The sequence below is a fragment of the Aeromonas sp. 602200 genome (assembly GCF_049173895.1).
GTDB classification, from domain to species: domain Bacteria; phylum Pseudomonadota; class Gammaproteobacteria; order Enterobacterales; family Aeromonadaceae; genus Aeromonas; species Aeromonas veronii_A.
Map to the genome: position 1 here is coordinate 38,837 of NZ_JAAKSL010000006.1, position 17,981 is coordinate 56,817.

Annotated in this window: 19 protein-coding genes; 6 read left to right on the forward strand and 13 right to left on the reverse strand. The window is 61.5% G+C overall.

Features of this window, described 5'->3' with window-relative positions; genetic code table 11:
• Positions 1-69: 69 nt before the first annotated feature.
• From menE to G5221_RS09375, 7 genes are read right to left on the reverse strand one after another with little or no spacing between them, the layout of a single operon-like run.
• Positions 70-1,497 (reverse strand): o-succinylbenzoate--CoA ligase, encoded by a 1,428-nt coding sequence (gene menE, locus G5221_RS09345; protein ID WP_266134733.1) that lies wholly within the window; start codon positions 1,495-1,497, stop codon positions 70-72.
• Positions 1,490-2,419, reverse strand: a complete 930-nt coding sequence (gene menC / locus G5221_RS09350) for an o-succinylbenzoate synthase (protein ID WP_407957715.1) — start codon at positions 2,417-2,419, stop codon at positions 1,490-1,492. Before menC ends, menE begins: the two co-directional genes overlap by 8 nt.
• Complete coding sequence (menB, locus tag G5221_RS09355) at positions 2,419-3,279, reverse strand: 1,4-dihydroxy-2-naphthoyl-CoA synthase (protein WP_042081860.1); 861 nt, start codon at positions 3,277-3,279, stop codon at positions 2,419-2,421. The genes menC and menB overlap by 1 nt, the downstream gene beginning before the upstream one ends.
• The gene (locus G5221_RS09360; RefSeq protein ID WP_259265626.1) at positions 3,272-3,397 is read right to left on the reverse strand and encodes a hypothetical protein; all 126 of its coding nucleotides are present in this window, start codon (positions 3,395-3,397) and stop codon (positions 3,272-3,274) included. The genes menB and G5221_RS09360 overlap by 8 nt, the downstream gene beginning before the upstream one ends.
• Positions 3,390-4,187 (reverse strand): 2-succinyl-6-hydroxy-2,4-cyclohexadiene-1-carboxylate synthase, encoded by a 798-nt coding sequence (gene menH, locus G5221_RS09365; RefSeq protein ID WP_421263155.1) that lies wholly within the window; start codon positions 4,185-4,187, stop codon positions 3,390-3,392. The genes G5221_RS09360 and menH overlap by 8 nt, the downstream gene beginning before the upstream one ends.
• Positions 4,147-5,904 (reverse strand): 2-succinyl-5-enolpyruvyl-6-hydroxy-3-cyclohexene-1-carboxylic-acid synthase, encoded by a 1,758-nt coding sequence (gene menD, locus G5221_RS09370; RefSeq protein ID WP_421263156.1) that lies wholly within the window; start codon positions 5,902-5,904, stop codon positions 4,147-4,149. The genes menH and menD overlap by 41 nt, the downstream gene beginning before the upstream one ends.
• Before the next feature lie 32 nt (positions 5,905-5,936).
• Complete coding sequence (locus G5221_RS09375) at positions 5,937-7,259, reverse strand: isochorismate synthase (protein WP_421263157.1); 1,323 nt, start codon at positions 7,257-7,259, stop codon at positions 5,937-5,939.
• Between the two features lie 208 nt (positions 7,260-7,467).
• Here G5221_RS09375 and G5221_RS09380 point away from each other — a divergent pair, with 208 nt between their 5' ends.
• A complete protein-coding gene (locus tag G5221_RS09380) occupies positions 7,468-8,373 on the forward strand; it encodes a 1,4-dihydroxy-2-naphthoate polyprenyltransferase (protein ID WP_064341726.1) in 906 nt (301 codons plus the stop codon).
• Between the two features lie 106 nt (positions 8,374-8,479).
• Complete coding sequence (locus tag G5221_RS09385; RefSeq protein WP_033136028.1) at positions 8,480-8,695, forward strand: DUF6500 family protein; 216 nt, start codon at positions 8,480-8,482, stop codon at positions 8,693-8,695.
• A gap of 70 nt (positions 8,696-8,765) precedes the next feature.
• Here the strand turns inward: G5221_RS09385 and G5221_RS09390 are convergent, their stop codons facing one another.
• A complete protein-coding gene (locus G5221_RS09390) occupies positions 8,766-10,160 on the reverse strand; it encodes a PepSY-associated TM helix domain-containing protein (protein WP_421263158.1) in 1,395 nt (464 codons plus the stop codon).
• 268 nt (positions 10,161-10,428) lie between these two features.
• On the opposite strand from G5221_RS09390, the gene G5221_RS09395 reads away from it, so the two are divergent.
• Complete coding sequence (locus G5221_RS09395) at positions 10,429-10,836, forward strand: hypothetical protein (RefSeq protein ID WP_069554668.1); 408 nt, start codon at positions 10,429-10,431, stop codon at positions 10,834-10,836.
• Positions 10,837-11,002: 166 nt separating this feature from the next.
• On the opposite strand, the gene G5221_RS09400 is transcribed toward G5221_RS09395, so the two are convergent.
• Positions 11,003-11,293 carry a YkgJ family cysteine cluster protein gene (locus G5221_RS09400; protein WP_005341481.1) on the reverse strand — a complete coding sequence of 97 codons (291 nt, stop codon included), beginning with the start codon at positions 11,291-11,293 and terminating at the stop codon, positions 11,003-11,005.
• An 89-nt stretch (positions 11,294-11,382) separates the two neighbouring features.
• Entirely contained in the window at positions 11,383-12,762 is a 1,380-nt protein-coding gene (gene dbpA / locus G5221_RS09405; protein ID WP_421263159.1) for an ATP-dependent RNA helicase DbpA, read from the reverse strand.
• 544 nt (positions 12,763-13,306) lie between these two features.
• On the opposite strand from dbpA, the gene G5221_RS09410 reads away from it, so the two are divergent.
• Positions 13,307-14,512 (forward strand): NupC/NupG family nucleoside CNT transporter, encoded by a 1,206-nt coding sequence (locus G5221_RS09410; protein WP_216952829.1) that lies wholly within the window; start codon positions 13,307-13,309, stop codon positions 14,510-14,512.
• Positions 14,513-14,576: 64 nt separating this feature from the next.
• On the opposite strand, the gene G5221_RS09415 is transcribed toward G5221_RS09410, so the two are convergent.
• Together G5221_RS09415 and G5221_RS09420 are read right to left on the reverse strand one after the other, a co-directional pair.
• On the reverse strand, positions 14,577-15,077 hold the full coding sequence (locus G5221_RS09415) for a metal-dependent hydrolase (protein ID WP_216980260.1): 501 nt from the start codon (positions 15,075-15,077) through the stop codon (positions 14,577-14,579).
• Between the two features lie 125 nt (positions 15,078-15,202).
• A complete protein-coding gene (locus G5221_RS09420; RefSeq protein WP_064339342.1) occupies positions 15,203-15,652 on the reverse strand; it encodes a YaiI/YqxD family protein in 450 nt (149 codons plus the stop codon).
• Positions 15,653-15,792: 140 nt separating this feature from the next.
• Here G5221_RS09420 and zntB point away from each other — a divergent pair, with 140 nt between their 5' ends.
• Complete coding sequence (gene zntB / locus G5221_RS09425) at positions 15,793-16,758, forward strand: zinc transporter ZntB (protein ID WP_005341467.1); 966 nt, start codon at positions 15,793-15,795, stop codon at positions 16,756-16,758.
• Between the two features lie 13 nt (positions 16,759-16,771).
• Positions 16,772-17,284 (forward strand): mechanosensitive ion channel domain-containing protein, encoded by a 513-nt coding sequence (locus tag G5221_RS09430; RefSeq protein ID WP_005354921.1) that lies wholly within the window; start codon positions 16,772-16,774, stop codon positions 17,282-17,284.
• Positions 17,285-17,426: 142 nt separating this feature from the next.
• Here the strand turns inward: G5221_RS09430 and G5221_RS09435 are convergent, their stop codons facing one another.
• A complete protein-coding gene (locus G5221_RS09435; protein ID WP_216952830.1) occupies positions 17,427-17,840 on the reverse strand; it encodes a hypothetical protein in 414 nt (137 codons plus the stop codon).
• Positions 17,841-17,981: the final 141 nt, after the last annotated feature.

A 17,981-nucleotide genomic window follows, 5' to 3' on the forward strand; every position in this document is an offset into this window, starting at 1 on the left:
CGCCGCAGTAAGGACTCACATGTTTCTTTTTTTGTTTTCAAAGAAGATCGGTAAATTGTGAGTCCGATCTCATTCAGCTTGTCGTGCCCGAGTGGTTTGTTGTCGGGCTACCTTGCCCAGCAGTTGGCGAGAGGGCTTGAGATTACCGCCAAGAGCGGGCCAGGGGAGCCAGTGGTCGGGCACCATAAAGCCGGGCAGGGTGCTGCGGATCCAGGCTGCCAGCTCGGAGTCGGGAACCGGCTCGCCGTGCCAGTCGATAAAGGCGGCGGGGCGTTGCCCCCACTCGTCGCTCGGCACCGGCACCACCAGCGCCTGGGCGACAGCGGGATGATCTACCAGTCGCTGCTCGATGGTTTCGGGCTGGATGTTTTCGCCACCCGAGATAAAGAGGTTATCGAGACGTCCCTCTACCAGCAGTTCCCCTGCCACAGTGAACCGCCCCTTGTCACGGGTATGAAACCAGCCTTCGCCATCGAGGGGCAGTTCCAGCTCGCCATCTTGGTAGTAACCGGCAAACAGGGTGGCGCCGCGCACGCAGATCTCCAGCTCCCGGATGCACACCTCCCGTCCCGGTAGCGGTTTGCCAACTACGCCTGCATCGCCGGGGATAGCGGTGCAGACCTGGCTCCCCATCTCGGAGAGACCATAACTCACCTTGGGTTCGAGCCCCATGGCGCAGAGACGGCTCACCAGCGGCTGCGGGATGGCGGCGCCACCGAGCAGCAGCTCGCGCAGGCGGGTGCGAGCGGGATCAAAACCCTCTGCCAGCAGGCGCCAGAGCTGGGTCGGCACCAGCGAGATATGGGTAATGGGCTGCTGTTCAAGCCGCGCCTTGAGCGGCTGACTGCGATCGTCCAGCACCAACGTGGCACCCGCCAGAAAGACCCGAAACAGGATGGCGTAGCCGCCCACATGGAACAGTGGCAGGGAGAGCAGCCAGCCGGACTTCTCATCGAGGGGAATGAGGGTGGCAGAGCCGCGCGCCGAGGCAAGGTGGTTGCAGAGCCGGTGCACCACCGCTTTCGGCGTACCGCTGGAGCCGGAGGTGAGGATCATATTGTTGAGTTGGGTCGATGCCAGCGGCCATGTTTCCTCGCTTGCTGGCAGTTCGTGCGTGAAGTCGAGCAGCAAGGGCTGCCAGTTGCTTGCCGGGATTTCCCCTGCCGACCAGAAGGCATCGGCATCGAGTTGCACCGCCAGCTCGCGCTGCTTTTCGAGAGGAAAGGCGGGGTTGAGCGGGCAGAACACCACGCCGCTGCGCACGCAGGCCCACGCCAGCAGCACATCTTCCAGCGCACCGCGCACCACCGCCGCCAGATGAGCGCCACGACGCACTCCGGCTTGTTCCAGCTGTTGGCACAGGCTGTTGAGGCGAGCATCGAGCTGGCGGTAACTGAGGGGGGAGACTGCGTGGATGGCAATGCGGTTCGGGGCTGTGATTGCCCGGTGGCGTACCGGGCAAGGCGTCTGTTCGGGTGAACGGGAGGGGTCAATCACGGTAATACAGTTGCTCCAGTCGGCTCAGATCCGGTTTGCCATCTTCCCCCAGCAGATTGCCTGCCATCCAGCGGCGGGTATCCAGACCCGGCGCCTGTTCCGGCGCCCATTCGCCCGCCAGATGAAACAGCTGGTTCAGGCCCAGATCCGATTCGAAGCAGGAGGAGATGATCACCTTGAGCCGCAGTTCGCGGGCGCGGGCGATCAGCGCTTCGCAGTTGGCGAGTGAACCGAGCAGGGTAGGCTTGAGCACCAGCGCGCGCAGTTGCGGGATCGGCTCCCACGGCTTGCCTTGTGCCAGCAGCTCGTCCAGCGCCACCGGCATGCCGGTGCGGTTGGCGACAAAGGCGATGTCGGCAAAGTCGGCGCAGGGGTCTTCCAGATACTCGATGCGGTTCGGGTCAAGGTGGCCGCAGAAGGTCCACGCCTCCTCGCGGGTCCAGCCCTGGTTCGCGTCCAGCACCAGCTTGAGGGAGGGGATGCGGTCGCACAGCAGGCGGATCAGCGCCAACTCGTCACGCATCGGGTAGCGTGCCACCTTCAGCTTGGCCTTGCCGGGCGTGCGGTGCAGCCACTCTTTCCAGTTGCGCAGCAGCTCCTGGGGGGAGCCTTGAATGAGGGGATAGGGCTCCGGCAGCGGGTTGCGCTGCTCGGGCCATGTCCGGCGCGCGCAGTCGAGGCCAAATTGCACCGACGGCAGCACGGGGTTCGGGGTGTCGCCGGCGGCCAGGGCCGCCAGCGCGGCAAGGGCTTCTGCCTCTGCCTGTTGCAGGCTCTCTTTCGAGAAGCCGGGCAGGGGGGCGATTTCCCCCCAGCCGTCGTTGATGCGCACCAACAGCCCCTCTCGCGCCACCTCCACCTTGCCGTGAAAGGTCAGGGGCTGGGTAAAAGGCAGTTGATAGCGATACAGGGCGAGTGTCATCAGGGGTTCCGCTTGTATTTGGAGAAGTCGGGGCGACGCTTTTCGTTGAAGGCGTTGCGGCCTTCCTGACCCTCTTCGGTCATGTAGAACAGCATGGTGGCATTGCCCGCCAGCTCCTGCAAGCCCGCCTGACCATCACAGTCAGCGTTGAGGGCCGCTTTCAGGCAACGCAGCGCCATCGGGCTGTTTTGCAGCATTTCGCGGCACCAGCGCACGGTTTCACGCTCCAGATCCGCCAGCGGCACAACGGTGTTGACCAGACCCATGTCGAGGGCTTGCTGGGCATCGTACATGCGGCAGAGGAACCAGATTTCGCGGGCCTTCTTCTGGCCGACGATGCGAGCCATGTAGGAAGCACCCCAACCACCATCGAAGGAGCCCACTTTCGGGCCGGTCTGGCCAAACTGGGCGTTGTCGGCGGCGATGGTCAGGTCACACATCATGTGCAGCACGTGGCCACCACCGACCGCGTAACCGGCCACCATGGCCACCACAGGTTTCGGGCAGGTGCGGATGTCGCGCTGGAAGTCGAGCACGTTGAGGTGGTGAGTCCCCTCGTCATCGCGGTATCCACCGTAGTCGCCACGGATCTTCTGGTCGCCGCCGGCGCAGAAGGCTTTCTCGCCAAAACCGGTCAGGATGATGGTGCCGATCTGATCATCATAACGGGCATCGGCCAGCGCCTGCAGCATTTCTTTGACGGTGCGGGGGCGGAAGGCGTTGCGCACCTGGGGACGGTTGATGGTGATCTTGGCAATGCCATCGTTGGACTTGTGATAGAGGATGTCCTCATAACCGGCGGAGCAATCCTGCCACTCAACCGGAGCGTACAGTTCCGCTTCCGTCATTGCTTCAATCATGTTTTTTTCCTTCTGATCTGGGAGAGTGCAGTTGAGCACCGAGTTGACCACTGAGTTGAGCAATCCCGGCATGTTGAACAGGTGCATACAGTTCAGCTTCCGTCATTGCTTCAATCATGACTCGTCTCTTCTTGTTGGTTGACCCACTCCGCGAGGAGTCGGGCAAAGTTATCAGGCTGATGGGCGTGCAGATTATGGCCGCCATCCAGCACCAAGTGGTTGATTCTGCGATTTTGGTTCGCCAGCTGGCAAGCCAGCTGATGGAATTTGTGATCCCGCTTGCCACTCACATAAGTAACCGGCAGCTGGCTCGCCATGAGCCAGGGGGCGAGATCCGGCTGCTTGCCTAGCGAAGTGGCGCGCAGCATGGTGGCGATGCCCTGACCGTCGTTGCCAAGGCGGCGGGCGATCTGGCGGGCCCGGGCCGCATCGTCAAGATCGGCAAACACCCCTTGCCGGTACCAGTCTGCCAGCACGTCAGCCAGGGGCTCATGCTCGAAACGCTGCGCCCACCGTTCATCGTGCTGGATGCGGGCGGCCCGTTCACTGGCCGGTAGTCCCGGGTTACAGTTCTCCAGCAGCAGCCCCCGGAGCCCGGCGGGCTCGCGGCTGGCGTGATAGAGGGCCAGTCGCCCACCCAGCGAGTAACCCGCCAGCAGATAGCGTTCAATGTTGCGGCTGGCCAGCTCGGTGACCAGCCACTGGTGGCTCTGCTCAAAGTCGCTGACGTTGAGATCGCTATGCTGGCCGTGACCCGGCAGATCGAGGGCGATGCAGTGGATGGCGGGCAGCCGGTCGATCACCGGTTGCCAGTCGCCGCTATCCCCCAGCAGGCCGTGCAGCAGAACCAGCGGTATATTGGCATCTTTATTCGCCACGGATGGCGGCCCCCAGCGCCTTGAGATCATCGGCCACTTGCTCGCTCGGTACCCGGATCTCGATCAAGGTAACGCCATGTTGGAGGGCGGCGCGGTAATCGCGTTCGAACTCGGGCAGGGTGGTCGGCGCCCGATAGGCGAGGCCAAACATGGCGGCAGCATGTTCAAAGCTGAGGCCGTGGGGCAGCCGGTAGTAGCTCTCCAGCAGTTCCCCTTCGGTGGGCACCGGCAACATACGAAAGATGCTGCCGCCATCGTTGTTGAGCAGGATCACCACCAGCGGTCGGCTCGCCTTGCTGAGCAGGGCGAGGCTATTGAGATCGTGCAGGGCGCTGAGATCCCCAAGCAGCAGGGTGGTGGGCTCATCGCTGCCCGGTTCGACCGATTGGGCAAACCCGTAGGCGGTGGCGATCAGGCCATCGATGCCGGAGGCGCCACGGTTGGTCATCACCCGGCTCGGCCCCTTGCCCGTTTCGCCGAGCATATCCATCAGTCGGGCTGGCATGCTGTTGCCGACAAACAGTTGGCCTTCGATCAGGCGGTTGAGGCGATGGCAGACCCCAAGCTCGGAGAAGTGCTCGCAGGCGGCGGCGATCTGCTGGCTGGCGTTGTGTTGCAGCTCGGCCAATGTGTGCCAAGGGGCCCGGGTGGTGACCGGATGGGCCGCAGCAAAGGCGCTGGCACTGCAGAGCAGCCGGTTGCGCAGCCGGTAGTCGGGATCGAGCCGCGCCGGTTGCGGATCCACCAGCCAGTAATCTTGCCATGAATGGTGTTTGATGAACTGGCCGAGCCGCTTGGAGACAAGCCGCGCGCCAAATTGCAGCAGCACCTCGGCGCGGCCCAGCTCGGCGACGAATTCAGGGTCGTTGAGCGCCATATCCATGTGGATGAGGTTGCGGCTATCGAAGCGGATCTGGCTCTGCAGATCTGCCAGCAGCGGCCAGCCGAGTTGCTCCGCCAGCGCGGCGACCGTCTGTGCCTGCTTAGGCTCGGTGATCCGTCCGGCCACAATCACCCCGCGCTTGTGCTGCCACTCGCGCCACTCGGGTTGCGGCTGGCAGGTCGCCTCGCTCTGTTGCCACGGGCTCCATGGCCTCTGCGAGCCGAGCCAGTCACCGAGGGGGGCCAGATAGTCGCCAAAATCCTGATAGTGCTCGCCCGGGTAGAGGGGCTCGGGGTACATGCAGTTGAAGTGCACCACCCCGGGAGTGAGCGCCTGTTTGGCCAGCGCCTGATCCACCGAGCTCAGCACAAACGCCGCCGGAATGGTCGGGGTGGGGCTTGGCAGGTTCTGCTGATAGACGGGGTAGTGGCCGAAGATCCCTTGCTGGTCGATCGCCTGATTGGCGCCGTTGTCGATAAGCTCGTGGGGGCGATCTGCGGATAGAATAATCAGCGGCACGCCGGTGAGCTGGGCCTCTGCCACTGCGGGCCAGAGGTTGGCCACTGCGGTGCCCGAGGTCATGATCACCGCCACCGGCCGGTTGCTCCCCTTGGCTAGCCCGAGCGCCATAAAGCCGAGGCCGCGCTCGTCAAAGTGCAGGTGACGACGAAAGCCCTGATGGGCCGCGGCGGCCATGGTCAGCGGCGCGGAGCGGGAGCCGGGGGCCAGCGCGATGTCGCGCACCCCGAGGCGAAAGAGCTCCTCCAGCAAGAGGGAGGACCAGACGTGGTTGAAGGTGGCGTGCTGGCTCGAAAACGGGGGGCAGGCAAACTCTTCGCTGGCAGGCTCTTTACGGGTGGGCATAGGGGCTCTCGTAGCGTGAAAAGGGTGAATGACTATCCCAGCAGGGAGAGCACATTGGCGATCTTGTTGTCGAGCTCGGCCCACTCGGCGACAGGTTCCGAACCGGCGACAATGCCGGCACCGGCAAACAGGGTGACGCTGCCCGGCTGAATGCGGGCGCTGCGAATGGCGACCGAGAACTCGGACGTCTCCCGACTCAGCATGCCGCAGGCACCGGCGTACCAGCCCCGACCGTAGGGTTCGAACTCGCGGATAAAGGCGAGCGCTGCCTCGCGCGGAGCGCCGCCCACCGCCGGCGTCGGGTGGAGGGCGTCGAGCAACTGCCAGTCGCAGACCCCGGGCTTGATCTCGGCTTCGATATCGCACTTGAGATGTTGCAGCAGCCGCAGTTTGAGAATGCGCGGCTCGGTCAGGGTGGCATCGTGGGTCAGTGGTGCCAGACGGCTCAGGATGTCGGCGTGTACCAGCCGGTTCTCCAGCCGGTTCTTGCTGTCGGCCAGCAGTTCGGCGGCCAGTTGGGCATCCACCTCTTCATCGCCGGAGCGGCGAATGGTGCCCGCCAGCGCCTCGGTAAAGAGGTGGCGATCTTCCCGGCGGTAGAGCCGCTCGGGAGAACAGGCGATAAAGGCCTGCTCGGGGGAGAATTGAAAACCGAAGTGGAAGCAGTCCTGGGCGTGGCGGGCCCACTGGTCGAGCATGGCCCAGGGATTGATATCCGCATCATGGTTCGGACTGGTCAGCACGCTCTCCCGCGACAGCACCACCTTGGGAGTGTGGGCCTGAAAATCGGGGGCGGTGACGCGCTCCACCAGCGTCTGCCACTGGGCGGGGCCGGGGCAATCCTGTCGCTGCCAGGGCTGCTTTTGCAGGGCGGGCAGCGGGGCTTCCGGGCGCAGGGCATCGAGGGCGGCGTCGGCCGCCTGCAGTTCGGCCTCGAGATTGTTTTCATCCAGCCAGAGGTTAAGGCAGAGACTGACGCACTCGCCACGGCGCACCAGCTCGATGCGGGGCAGCACGAAACGGCAGGGGCCAAACCCTTGCCAGCCGGACTGGGCCGGATCAAACGCCAGTCCGCCATAGTAGCGGGGGCTGTCGTCATGATGCTGGTTGGCTGTGTTCATGCACACCTGCTTGATGGCGTGCGGCTCGGTCAATTCATGGATGGCGCCCAGCGCGACATACTCGGGACGAGCCTCTCCACGGGCCTGCCAGTAGATGCGGGGATAGAGGGTTTGCGCCGCGAGCCAGCCCAGAAAGGAGCGGATTTCGATCGCCACTCGCAACCGTACGAAGCCGCTGACGTTGCTGTGACGCAGGGCGTCCAGTTGTTGCTTGATATGGGTCTGAGCCAACATGGATTCTTGTCTGAGCCGGGTAGTAACGAGCGATCCGGTAGCTGGATGCCGTAGGTTTATGCCAAAGGGCGATGATTTCCTATATATTATCTGCCCATTCGTCCATGTAAATCGCCCGCGGGAGCTTCACTCTCCGGGGCCAAGTATACCCAAATCCGGTTCGATAACCCTTAACACGATCAATATCCGATTGTTTGGCCATCACAAAATGACAAATACCTTCTCTGTTTGGTTGCTGGCGGCGCGTTTGCGAACATTGCCGCTCGCCTGCTCTTCCATCCTGCTGGGCTCGGGGCTGGCTGCCAGTCGTGGTGCCTTCGATGGCACCATCATGGCGCTCTCGCTGCTGACCGCCATCCTGCTGCAGATCCTCTCCAATCTGGCCAACGATTACGGCGATGCGGTCTCCGGTGCCGACAACGGTGAGCGGATCGGCCCGCAGCGGGCCGTGGTCTCCGGCCTTATCACCAAAAAGCAGATGTGCGTGGCGATGGGGCTGACTGCGCTGGCGGCGGTGGCCAGTGGCCTGCTGCTGCTGGGCTGTGCCTTCGGTGGCCAGTGGCTGCAGATTTTGGCGTTTGTGGTGCTGGGTGGCGCAGCGATTGTCGCGGCGGTGACCTACACCGTCGGCAAGACTCCCTACGGTTATCGCGGGTTTGGCGACATCTCGGTGTTCCTCTTCTTCGGCCTGCTGGGGGTGCTCGGCTCCTACTACCTCTTCACCAAGACGCTGGAGTGGGATCTGCTATTGCCTGCCACCGCCTGTGGCCTGCTGGCCACCGCCGTGCTCAATATCAACAATGTGCGCGACATCGAGACCGACGCCGCCAGCGGCAAGATCACCCTGGCGGTGCGCCTTGGCCGCCATCGCGCCATCGCCTATCACTGGGTACTGCTGGGGGCAGCGCTGCTGGCGACCATCGCCTTTATCCTGATCCAGCCCGCCAGTTTCTGGCCGTGGATCTTCCTGCCCGCCATGAAGCCTCTCAGCGATGCGGCCAAGACTCTTCGCGAAAGCTACGATGGCGAGGTGCTGACCGGTTCCCTCAAGAAGACCGCCATCAGCGCGTTTCTGTTCAGCCTGCTGCTCTCCATCGGGTTGGCGCTCTCCTGATGAACGACCGGCTTGTTGTTATGTGAAACGGGCTCCCGAGGCGGGAGCCCTTTTTGTGTGCCGATGCTACGCGTTGGTACTGAATCAGTCAGACAGGAAGACTGCCATGCGTGCATCACTCAAACAGAAAATCATTCAGGTATGCCAGCAGAAAATCGCCCAGAAGGGGGAGACGGTCGGGCTCTCCTTTTATGCTTTTTTTGCCAATCGCAATGACGATCCCGATTTGTTGATGGAGGCGGCGACCTGGTGGATCCAGACCCACAAGCTCGATCACTTCGAGAAGGCCAAGAAAATTCTCTTGTTAGTCGAGCAGGAGTGATAGTCGGCAGCGATGAAACAGAGAGGGCTCCCAAGCGGGAGCCCTCTCTGTTGGTTAATGATGTTATTGACTAGCTGGCGCGTGCCACCCTGAGAGGGCGGCGGGAGAAAATCAGGGTATCCAGCAGCCAGAGGGCGACCATGGAGGCGCCCACCAGCGGGAAGGCTATCCCCAGCAGGATCAGCAGGGCGATGGCGCCACGCATCGGCGGGAGTTTGGCAGGCAGCGGCGGCGCGGCGAGACGGCCCTGCGGGCGGCGGCACCACCAGATCCACAGACCACTCACGGCGCTGGCCAGCACCATCAGGCAGATGATCAGCATGGCGAGCTGATGGGGCCAGCCGTAGAGCTTGCCCATGTGCAGCATGACGCCGCTCTCCACCGTCTTGGCGACCGGGCCGTAATCCTGCCAGCGCACATCGGTCAGCACCTTGCCGCTGTATTGATCGATATGCAGGGTGGCGTCGTTGCGCGGATCGTCGGCAAACAGGGCGATGGTGTAGACGCCGGTGGCGCCGACCGGCGGGGTGATGCTGTAACCCGGTTGGACTCTCCGCTCATGGGCGATCTCGACCACCTGTTGCAGCGGGATCCGCTGGCTGGCCATCACAACTCCCTCGTGCTCGCCGTGGTTCATGGCACCGTGATCGTGCCCCTCATCAACAGGCTGCGAGCTGGGCATAGGGGTGTTCTCCACCGCCCAGGGGACGGTCTGCTCGTGGGCCTGATTCAGGGTGCGGGCCAGCGGTGCCGACTTGGGCACCTCGTTCCACATGGCGGCGGGGAAGCGGTTCCAGACCGCGGCAAACTGATCGCCCCAGAAACCGGTCCAGGTCATGCCGCTCAACAGCAACAGCAGCAGGAAACCGGCGCCCCAGAAGCCGACCACGGCGTGCAGATCCCGCCACCAAAGGCGTCCGCGCTGGCTCACTCTGGGCCAGAGGATGCCGCCCACCCCGGGCCCCTTGCGTGGCCACCAGAGGTAGAGACCGCTCAGCAGCAGTACTAGTCCCCAGCCTGCAGCCAGTTCGATCAGCCGGTCCCCCGTGGTGCCGAGCAGCAGGTCGGCGTGCAGGGAGCGAGCCACCGCTTGCAGATTCCACTTGTTGTCCATGTTGCCGAGCAGGACGCCGCTGGCGGGGTCCATAAACAGGGTCAGCTCGCGATCCCCCTGATTGACGATGAACTGAGCGCTCTGATCGGGTGCGACAGGCGGCAGGTATTTACGCAGGCTGGCATCGGGCATGGTCATCATCGCCTTGGCCAGCAGCTGGTCGGCATTCAGGGTCTGGCTGGCGGGGGTGACCTTCATCAGCTCTGGGTACATCAGGTTGTCGAGCTGGGGTTTGAACAGATAGACGATCCCGGTCAGTGACAGCAGGATCAGGAAAGGGGCGACAAAGAGACCGGCGTAGAAGTGCCAGCGCCAGATCCGTTGGTAATGACTCGAGTCCCTGTTTTTCATTGCACATCCTTGTTGGGGTGCCAAACCTTTCGGCAAGTGGAATGTTTGTGGCGGCGCGGATAATAGCAGTAACGTTTCGTTAACTGCAATCACACATCTTGAGATCGATTCGGTGCGGGATGTCGGTAACATGAGGTGCCGACGGTTTGCTGGATAGGATGAGCACGCTTTGGGGAAAGCCTGTTTGCTGCTGGACTTTTCCTTATAAATTATTACCTTGTGGTAACAATTTGCAGGCGATGGTGGTGGTAACGGAATGGGAGCAGTCATGCAGCCACATGGGCAATTTGACATGGAGCGCAGGGGCCAGATGCTGATCTGCCGCCCGAGTGGCCCCTTCAATCTGGCAGGTGCCATGGCCTATGAGGCGCGCTTTCGTCACGAACTGGCCGGTCTGATGGATGGCCCCTGGGGGATTGTCGAGGTCGCGACCGAGTTTGAAGCGGCCGGGCCCGAGGTGCTGGCCCGTTTTCGTCGCCAGTTTGGCTGGTGTGCCGAGAGTGGCTGTCAGTTTCTGGCGGTGGTTTTCGTAGGGGGCTTCAAGCGCTATCTGGCGGATAACATCTTCAAGGGATTGCCCTTTCGGGCGGTACGTTACTTCGAGCAGGAGGCTGCGGCCATCCAGTGGCTGGGGGAGCAGCTCAACATCGCTCCCTGTGAACCTGCGAGCGCTTGACCACCCCGCCCACCGCGTGGACGGGTTTTACTCCAGCTTGATAAACCACTTGTCCCGCTCGTCAACGCAGTCGGGTTCACCCATTTCGAATTCACGACAGATCAGCGGCCGCACCTCGTACATGGATGGGGCACATCATCGTGGTGAGTGTATTCGAGGAGCCTGGTTAATCCAGCTTGATAAACCACTTGTCCCGTTCGTCGACGCAGTCGGGTTCACCCATTTCGAATTCGCGGCAGATCAGTGGTCGCACCTCGTAGATACGGCACATCATGGTGTTGCGGTCGAGGGCGGCGCACCAGCCATCGTCCAGCCGACGCATAACCGGTATCTCGCCATCCCGTTCCAGTACATAACGGTCCGGCACGCCGGTATCGGTAAAGAGCATCACTTCGAGGCGGCAGCAGCAGGCTTCGCAGTTCTGGCAGCTCACATCGGTTTGGATTGCTTGGGTCATGGTGCCTGTCTTGCCGCATGGCGGCATCGGAGATATGAAACAGGCGCCTGTCAGGCGCCTGTGGTCTGGCTAACGACTTGCAAAGAACCTTAGCCCAGTTTGCGGGCGCGGTAGCTGCGACCCTTGATCTTGCCTTCCTGCAACCGCTTGAGGGCGGCGCTCGCCACGCTGCGCTTCACCGCGACGTAGGAGTACTGTTCGGAGATCTGGATCTTGCCCACGTCGGCGCCGGCAATGCCGCCTTCACCGGTCAGGGCGCCCAGAATGTCACCGGCCCGCACCTTGGTCTTGCGGCCTGCATCGATGGAGAGGGTCACCATCTGCGGGGCGATCGGCTTGATGTCGCGGCCGATGCTGTCGAGATCACCCAGCGGCATCGGAGCCTGCTGGTACTCTTCGATAAAGTTGACGCGCTGGGCCTCGTTCGGCTGATAGAGACTCAGGGCCAGACCCTGCTGGCCGGCACGACCGGTACGGCCGATGCGGTGCACGTGCACTTCGGGATCATAGGTCAGCTCGTAGTTGATGACGGCGCCCAGCTCCTTGATGTCGAGACCGCGGGCCGCCACGTCGGTGGCCACCAGAATGGTGGCGCTGCCGTTGGCAAAGCGCACCAGCACCTGATCCCGCTCGCGCTGTTCCAGATCGCCATTCAGCGCCAGCGCCGAGAAGCCCTTGGCGGCCAGATGGTCGGCCACGTCGTTACAGGCGCGCTTGGTGTTGCAGAACACCACGCAGGAGCTGGGCTGGTAGTGACTCAGCAGCCAGGTGAGGGCGTCGAGGCGCTGACCGGCAGGCACTTCGTAGAGCTTCTGTTCGATGGCGCTCCCCTCGTGCAGGGATTCCACGCTCACCTCGACCGGATTGCGCTGCACGCCGCGGCTCATCTGGGCGATCCCCTCCGGATAGGTGGCGGAGAAGAGCAGGGTCTGGCGCTGCTGGGGGGCATAGCTGATGACCCGGTTGATATCTTCGCCAAAGCCCATGTCCAGCATGCGATCCGCTTCATCCAGCACCAGCGTCTTGAGGCCGGATAGATCCAGCGTGCCTTGCTCCAGATGCTTGAGAATGCGACCCGGGGTGCCGACGGCGATGTGGGCACCAAAGCTCAGGGTGGCGGACTGCGGTGCGGTCGGGGTGCCGCCGCACAGGGTCACCAGCTTGACGTTGGGCAGGGCGCGCGCCAGACGGCGGATCTCGGTGGCCACCTGATCCGCCAGTTCGCGGGTTGGGCAGAGTACCAGCGCCTGCACTTCGAGGCGGTTGACGTTGAGCTTGGCCAGCAGGCCGAGGCCGAAGGCGGCGGTCTTGCCGCTGCCGGTTTTTGCCTTGGCGATCAGGTCTTTGCCATCGAGCACCAGGGGCAGGCTCTGGGCCTGGATCGGGGTCATCTGCAGGTAACCCAGGCTGGTGAGGTTCTCTTGCAGGGCGGGGGAGAGATTGAGGCTGCTAAATTCGCTGTTGTTCACAAAAGGACTCTATTTCGGAGAAAACGGGGATGCGCGAGCGCTAAGGCCGCGCATCATACCAGAATGTGGCACCGGATGTGGCGGATTTTTGAACGGCTGGCCATGGGGGGCACATTATGGGGGTATTTGTTGCCAGATTGGTTGTGAGCAATATGTGAAAGGATATCGGGGTAATTATTCAAACATGCATGTAATTATTTATTGCGGATAAACGTTTGCCATTTCTGTTGTTTAAATATAATGGTTGAAAAATATTCTATTGGCGAGTGTGGCATTAAACACAATGTTGCGAAAATGATATCAAGATATTTTGGAGGACCATGAAAATGCCATTTTAATTATGTAATATCATGTTTTTTAATGAATTTGTCGTCGTCAAAGTTGTGCGATTAATATCAGGTTGTTGCGTAATTAATTTAAAAACGTTTGTATTATCCTGCATGCATATTATTACACGGGATTGTGATGACTCTCTGATTTTTAAATGTGCAAATGTCTATGATGGCGCCGGTCGAAAATTACAATTCACTCAGGTGCTACAGGTATGGAATACGTTCACTTTGTGCTCGGACTGGTGATGGTCCTCGCTCTTTCTCTGCTGGCTAACCGCCACAACTGGAGACAGATCAAGCTGCGTTATATCGGCCAACTGCTGGTGGTCGAGCTGGCGCTGGCCTGGTTCATGTTGAACTCGGAAGTGGGTCTGGCTGTGGTGGGTGGCTTCGCGGCCGGCTTCACCAAGCTGATGGAGTTTGCCAAGCAGGGAACCGACTTTGTATTTGGCGGCATGATGAATGAAGGTTCATTTACCTTCTTCCTGATGGTGTTGATGCCCATCGTCTTCATCTCCGTGTTGATCGGTATTCTGCAGTACATCCGCCTGTTGCCGCTGGTGATCCGCGGTATCGGTACCGTGTTGGCCAAGATCAACGGCATGGGCAAGCTGGAGTCCTTCAACGCCATCAGCTCCATGATCGTCGGTCAATCCGAGAACTTCATCGCCCTCAAGAACATCCTGCCGCACCTGAACGAGAAGCAGATGTACACCCTGGCGGCGACGGCGATGTCCACCGTCTCCATGTCCATCGTCGGTGCCTACATGCAGCTGATCGAGCCGCGTTACGTGGTGGCTGCGCTGGTGCTCAACATGTTCAGCACCTTTGTCGTGCTGTCGCTGATCAACCCCTACGAGCCGGACAATACCGTGACCGATGCCAAGGCGCTGGCCGAGGGCGACGAGCACCATACGCCGAAGAGAGAGAACTTCTTCGAGATGCTGGGCGAGTACATCATGGCCGGTTTTTCCGTTGCCGTTATCGTGGCGGCTATGCTGGTGGGCTTTATTGCCCTGATCGCCCTGGTCAACTACCTGTTCGAGCTGGCGTTTGGTGTCAACTTCCAGTACGTCATGGGCTACCTCTTCTATCCAATCGCCTGGATCCTGGGTATCCCGAGTGGTGAAGCGCTGCAAGCGGGCTCCATCATGGCGACCAAGCTGGTGACCAACGAGTTCGTGGCCATGATGGATCTGGGCAAGATTGCTGCCGAGCTCTCCCCGCGTACCGTCGGCATCCTCTCCATCTTCATGGTCTCTTTCGCCAACTTCAGCTCCATCGGCATCATCGCCGGTGCGGTAAAAGCGCTGAACGAAGAGAAGGGCAACATGGTTTCCCGCTTCGGTCTGAAGCTGGTCTACGGTTCAACTCTGGTCAGCCTGCTCTCTGCTGTTATCGCAGGCATCATGATCTGATCCTCTAGTGGCATCTGCCACGGTTTGAGCCCCTGACCTCGTCAGGGGCTTTTTTATTTCTGGCTTACAGGCGCCAGCCGCACCACCAGCCGGCAACCAGCAGGGTGAGGGTGCAAAAGCCGGTTTCGATGGCGCCGCCACTGCGCAGCGACCAGCCCGGCAGGCGGTAACGGCGCTTGATGGGCCAGAAGAGCGGAATGCCCGCCGGGGTGAGCCAGTCCCCCAGCAGATGGCTGAGGTAGCCGACGATCAGGGCATCCTTGACCCCCATGGGCAGGGTGTCCGGCGGCAGGCTCTGGTTCAGCCCCCAGACGGCAGCGGCGACCGCCAGCAGACTGTGGGTGAAACCGCGATGCCCGAACAGCCGCGACAGAGGTTTCGAGATCCACGGCAGTCGTTGCCCCAGCACCGATTTGGGGTGGTCGAGGTCGGGCAACAGGGCGCTGGCCAGCGCGGCAGGGATGGTCTGCCACAGACTGGCATCTGCCAGGGCCGGAGTGAGCTGCAGTTTGTGGGCGATCAGGGTGCAGGTAACGGAGAAGAGCAGGTGCCCTTGGGCGGTCATGATGATTACGGCGTGGACAAGATGGCGGCGCATCTTACCAGCCTGACGGTTGTGGTCAGCTCTTATTTTAAAAATCAGGATGTTACGGCGAAAAAGCGCCCAAATTGGGCGCCTTTATAGCCTATTTATAACTTGCCTTTGACCAGCCACTTGTCGAGGGCGTTGGCGAAGCGCTGCTTGTCGGCGGCATTGAAGGGGGCCGGGCCGCCGGTCTGCACGCCGGCCGAGCGCAGCTCTTCCATAAAGTTGCGCATGCCGAGCCGCGCCTTGATGGTCTCGCGGGTGTAGATCTCGCCGCGGGGATTGAGTGCCTCGCCGCCAGCATCGATCACCCAGGAGGCGAGGGGGATATCACCGGTGATCACCAGATCGCCGGGCTGAACCTGCTGGGCGATGACATGATCTGCCACATCGAATCCCTTCTCCACCTGCTGGGTTTTGATGAAAGGCGAGGGGGGCACCCGCAATCCCTGATTGGCCACCAGGGTGGTGACGATCTGGGCGCGGTGGGCGGCGCGGTAGAGGATCTCCTTGACCGGAATGGGGCAGGCATCGGCATCAACCCAGATGGGCATGGCATGGTTTCCTGTAGTGAACGCGGATGGAAAACGAGAGCTGGCATGTTAACACAGGCCTCCCCTTCCCGGCGCGGGGCTGAGTCGGCCCCGCCTTTGGTGTAAGCTGGGGCCAGCATATGAAACGAGAAGGAGACGAGATGGATCGGGTGCCCGGTGAAGTGATTTATGCCCTGACCCTGGATGGCAAGGGTGGCATGGCGCCGCTGACGGCGGGAAGCGAAGTCCCGGCGGCACATCCCGGCTGGCTGCATCTGGATTACGGCAATCCCGATTCGGCGCGCTGGCTGTTGCAGACCCCTTTGCTCAGCGAGGCGGCCAGGGAGTCGCTGCTCGGCCAGAGCAATCGTCCCAAGCTGGTGCGGATGGGGGAGACGGTGCTGCTGATCCTGCGCGGCATCAACCACAACAAGGATCACAGGCCCGAAGAGATGGTGGCGCTGCGCATCTTCATCACCCCGGATCTCATCATCAGCAGCCGTCGTCGTCCGCTGCTCTCCGAGCAGGATGTCTTCAACCAGCTCAAGCTGGGGGGCGGCGCCGATACCCCGGCCGACTGGCTGGTGGAGATTTGTGATGCCCTGACCGATCGGGCGGGGGAGTTTGTCGAGGAACTGCACGACAAGATCCTCGATCTGGAGGAGATGGTGCTGATGCGCGACATGCCCGCCAATGGCCGCTTGGCGCTGATCCGCAAGCAGCTCATCATGATCCGCCGCTACCTCTCCCCCCAGCGGGATCTGGTGGCGCGCCTTGCCAACGAGAAGATCAGCTGGCTGGATGAGGATGATCGCCGTCGTCTGCTCGATATCGCCGATCGGCTGCGGCGCTGGCTCGACGACCTCGATGCGGGAGTGGCACGCACCGCTGTGCTGGCAGACGAGATCAACAATCTGATGGCGGAGGCGACCAACCGCCGCGCCTACCAGATGTCGGTGATGGCGCTGCTCTTTTTACCTGCCAGCTTCCTGACCGGCCTGTTTGGCATCAACCTGGGGGGCATTCCCGGGGCCGAGAATCCGACCGCCTTCTGGGTCTTCTGTGGTTCGCTGGTGGCGCTGGCCAGCGGGCTGGCTATCTGGCTCAAACATCGGCGCTGGTGGTAAGGAGGCATAACCCATGTGGCAATCAATTGGTCTGACCCTACTGCTGTTGCTGGGGCATACCCTGATCCGGCGGCTGATTCACAAGAGCCTGCTGGCGCTCGGTCAGAGCAGGCAGGTGAGCGAGAACCGGGTGCTCTACGTGGCCCATGTGTTCCACTTCCTGCTCGGCTGTGCCACCTTGCTGGTGCTGGCCGGGGTGTGGGGGCTCGACTTCTCCCGACTGGTGGTGCTCGCGTCCTCCTTCTTTGCGGTATTGGGGGTCGCCATGGTCGCCCAGTGGTCGATCCTCTCCAACATCACCGCCAGCATCACCATCTTCTTCGCCTTCCCCTACAAGATTGGCGACCGGATCCGCATCCTCGACAAGGATGATTCGGTCACCGGCGTCATCACCGAGATCGGCCTCTTCTATGTGCGGGTGCGTGATGACAACGGCGATCTGGTCACCTATCCAGCCAACCTGATCCTGCAAAAGCCGGTCAGAAAGCTGGAGGGCAAGGTGGCGGAGCCGTTGCAACCGGAGTAGCAGGACATTTGCTGCCGGGGGGCTGGGCGTAGCGAGGAGTGATGCTCTGGTGTAAATCCACCACGCCTTCATTCGACACAGGCTATTGTGGATGCGTGCTGCGGCCACAATAGCCAGAACGACTCAACAGTTGGCTCCGCAGCTAGATCTCCTGTTGTGAGAGATCGGCCTGCGGCTTGTGTTGCCAGATTGCGCCGAGCAGCAACTTGAGCAGCAGTCCGGGCGGGTTGTCCAGCAGTTTGCCGGACTCCAGCAGCAACTGGCCATCGGCGCGAAATCCGAGGCTGGCATCTATGGTGCCATCCTCCGAGACCACCTGGATCAGGCCATTGAGGGCGGAGCGCTCACCGGGCTGACAGCGCAGCCGCAGTTCGCGGGGTTCCCCCAGCAGGGTAAAGGCGCGGCTCAGCGGGGGTGAGTCTTCATAATCGGGCCAGTTGAAGAAGTGATACTGTTCGGCCAGGGCGCCAGCCTGCTGGCAGAACTGGTCGAACAGCTGCCCGATCGCCTGATACTCCTGATCGAGTCGTCTTGCCTGCTCTTCAATCCGTTTCATTGCTTACTCCTTGTGTATCCACTTGATCAGACATTGCTTTTCTGACCCCGCGACTGCCGTTTTCCAGATATGAGGCCAAATGGCCGCGAGGTCTGTGAGCCGGATCGAAGTTTCAGTCTGAAAACGTTATCTTGTTGAAAC

Bases quoted from the DNA above. Each gene is read 5' to 3' on its own strand.
- menC (WP_407957715.1), bottom strand. From the start codon at position 2,419: ATGACACTCGCCCTGTATCGCTATCAACTGCCTTTTACCCAGCCCCTG.
- menB (WP_042081860.1), bottom strand. From the start codon at position 3,279: ATGATTGAAGCAATGACGGAAGCGGAACTGTACGCTCCGGTTGAGTGG.
- G5221_RS09360 (WP_259265626.1), bottom strand. From the start codon at position 3,397: ATGATTGAAGCAATGACGGAAGCTGAACTGTATGCACCTGTTCAACAT.
- menH (WP_421263155.1), bottom strand. From the start codon at position 4,187: ATGATCTCAAGGCGCTGGGGGCCGCCATCCGTGGCGAATAAAGATGCC.
- menD (WP_421263156.1), bottom strand. From the start codon at position 5,904: ATGCCCACCCGTAAAGAGCCTGCCAGCGAAGAGTTTGCCTGCCCCCCG.
- G5221_RS09375 (WP_421263157.1), bottom strand. From the start codon at position 7,259: ATGTTGGCTCAGACCCATATCAAGCAACAACTGGACGCCCTGCGTCAC.
- G5221_RS09380 (WP_064341726.1), top strand. From the start codon at position 7,468: ATGACAAATACCTTCTCTGTTTGGTTGCTGGCGGCGCGTTTGCGAACA.
- G5221_RS09385 (WP_033136028.1), top strand. From the start codon at position 8,480: ATGCGTGCATCACTCAAACAGAAAATCATTCAGGTATGCCAGCAGAAA.
- G5221_RS09390 (WP_421263158.1), bottom strand. From the start codon at position 10,160: ATGAAAAACAGGGACTCGAGTCATTACCAACGGATCTGGCGCTGGCAC.
- G5221_RS09395 (WP_069554668.1), top strand. From the start codon at position 10,429: ATGCAGCCACATGGGCAATTTGACATGGAGCGCAGGGGCCAGATGCTG.
- G5221_RS09400 (WP_005341481.1), bottom strand. From the start codon at position 11,293: ATGACCCAAGCAATCCAAACCGATGTGAGCTGCCAGAACTGCGAAGCC.
- G5221_RS09410 (WP_216952829.1), top strand. From the start codon at position 13,307: ATGGAATACGTTCACTTTGTGCTCGGACTGGTGATGGTCCTCGCTCTT.
- G5221_RS09415 (WP_216980260.1), bottom strand. From the start codon at position 15,077: ATGACCGCCCAAGGGCACCTGCTCTTCTCCGTTACCTGCACCCTGATC.
- G5221_RS09420 (WP_064339342.1), bottom strand. From the start codon at position 15,652: ATGCCCATCTGGGTTGATGCCGATGCCTGCCCCATTCCGGTCAAGGAG.
- zntB (WP_005341467.1), top strand. From the start codon at position 15,793: ATGGATCGGGTGCCCGGTGAAGTGATTTATGCCCTGACCCTGGATGGC.
- G5221_RS09430 (WP_005354921.1), top strand. From the start codon at position 16,772: ATGTGGCAATCAATTGGTCTGACCCTACTGCTGTTGCTGGGGCATACC.
- G5221_RS09435 (WP_216952830.1), bottom strand. From the start codon at position 17,840: ATGAAACGGATTGAAGAGCAGGCAAGACGACTCGATCAGGAGTATCAG.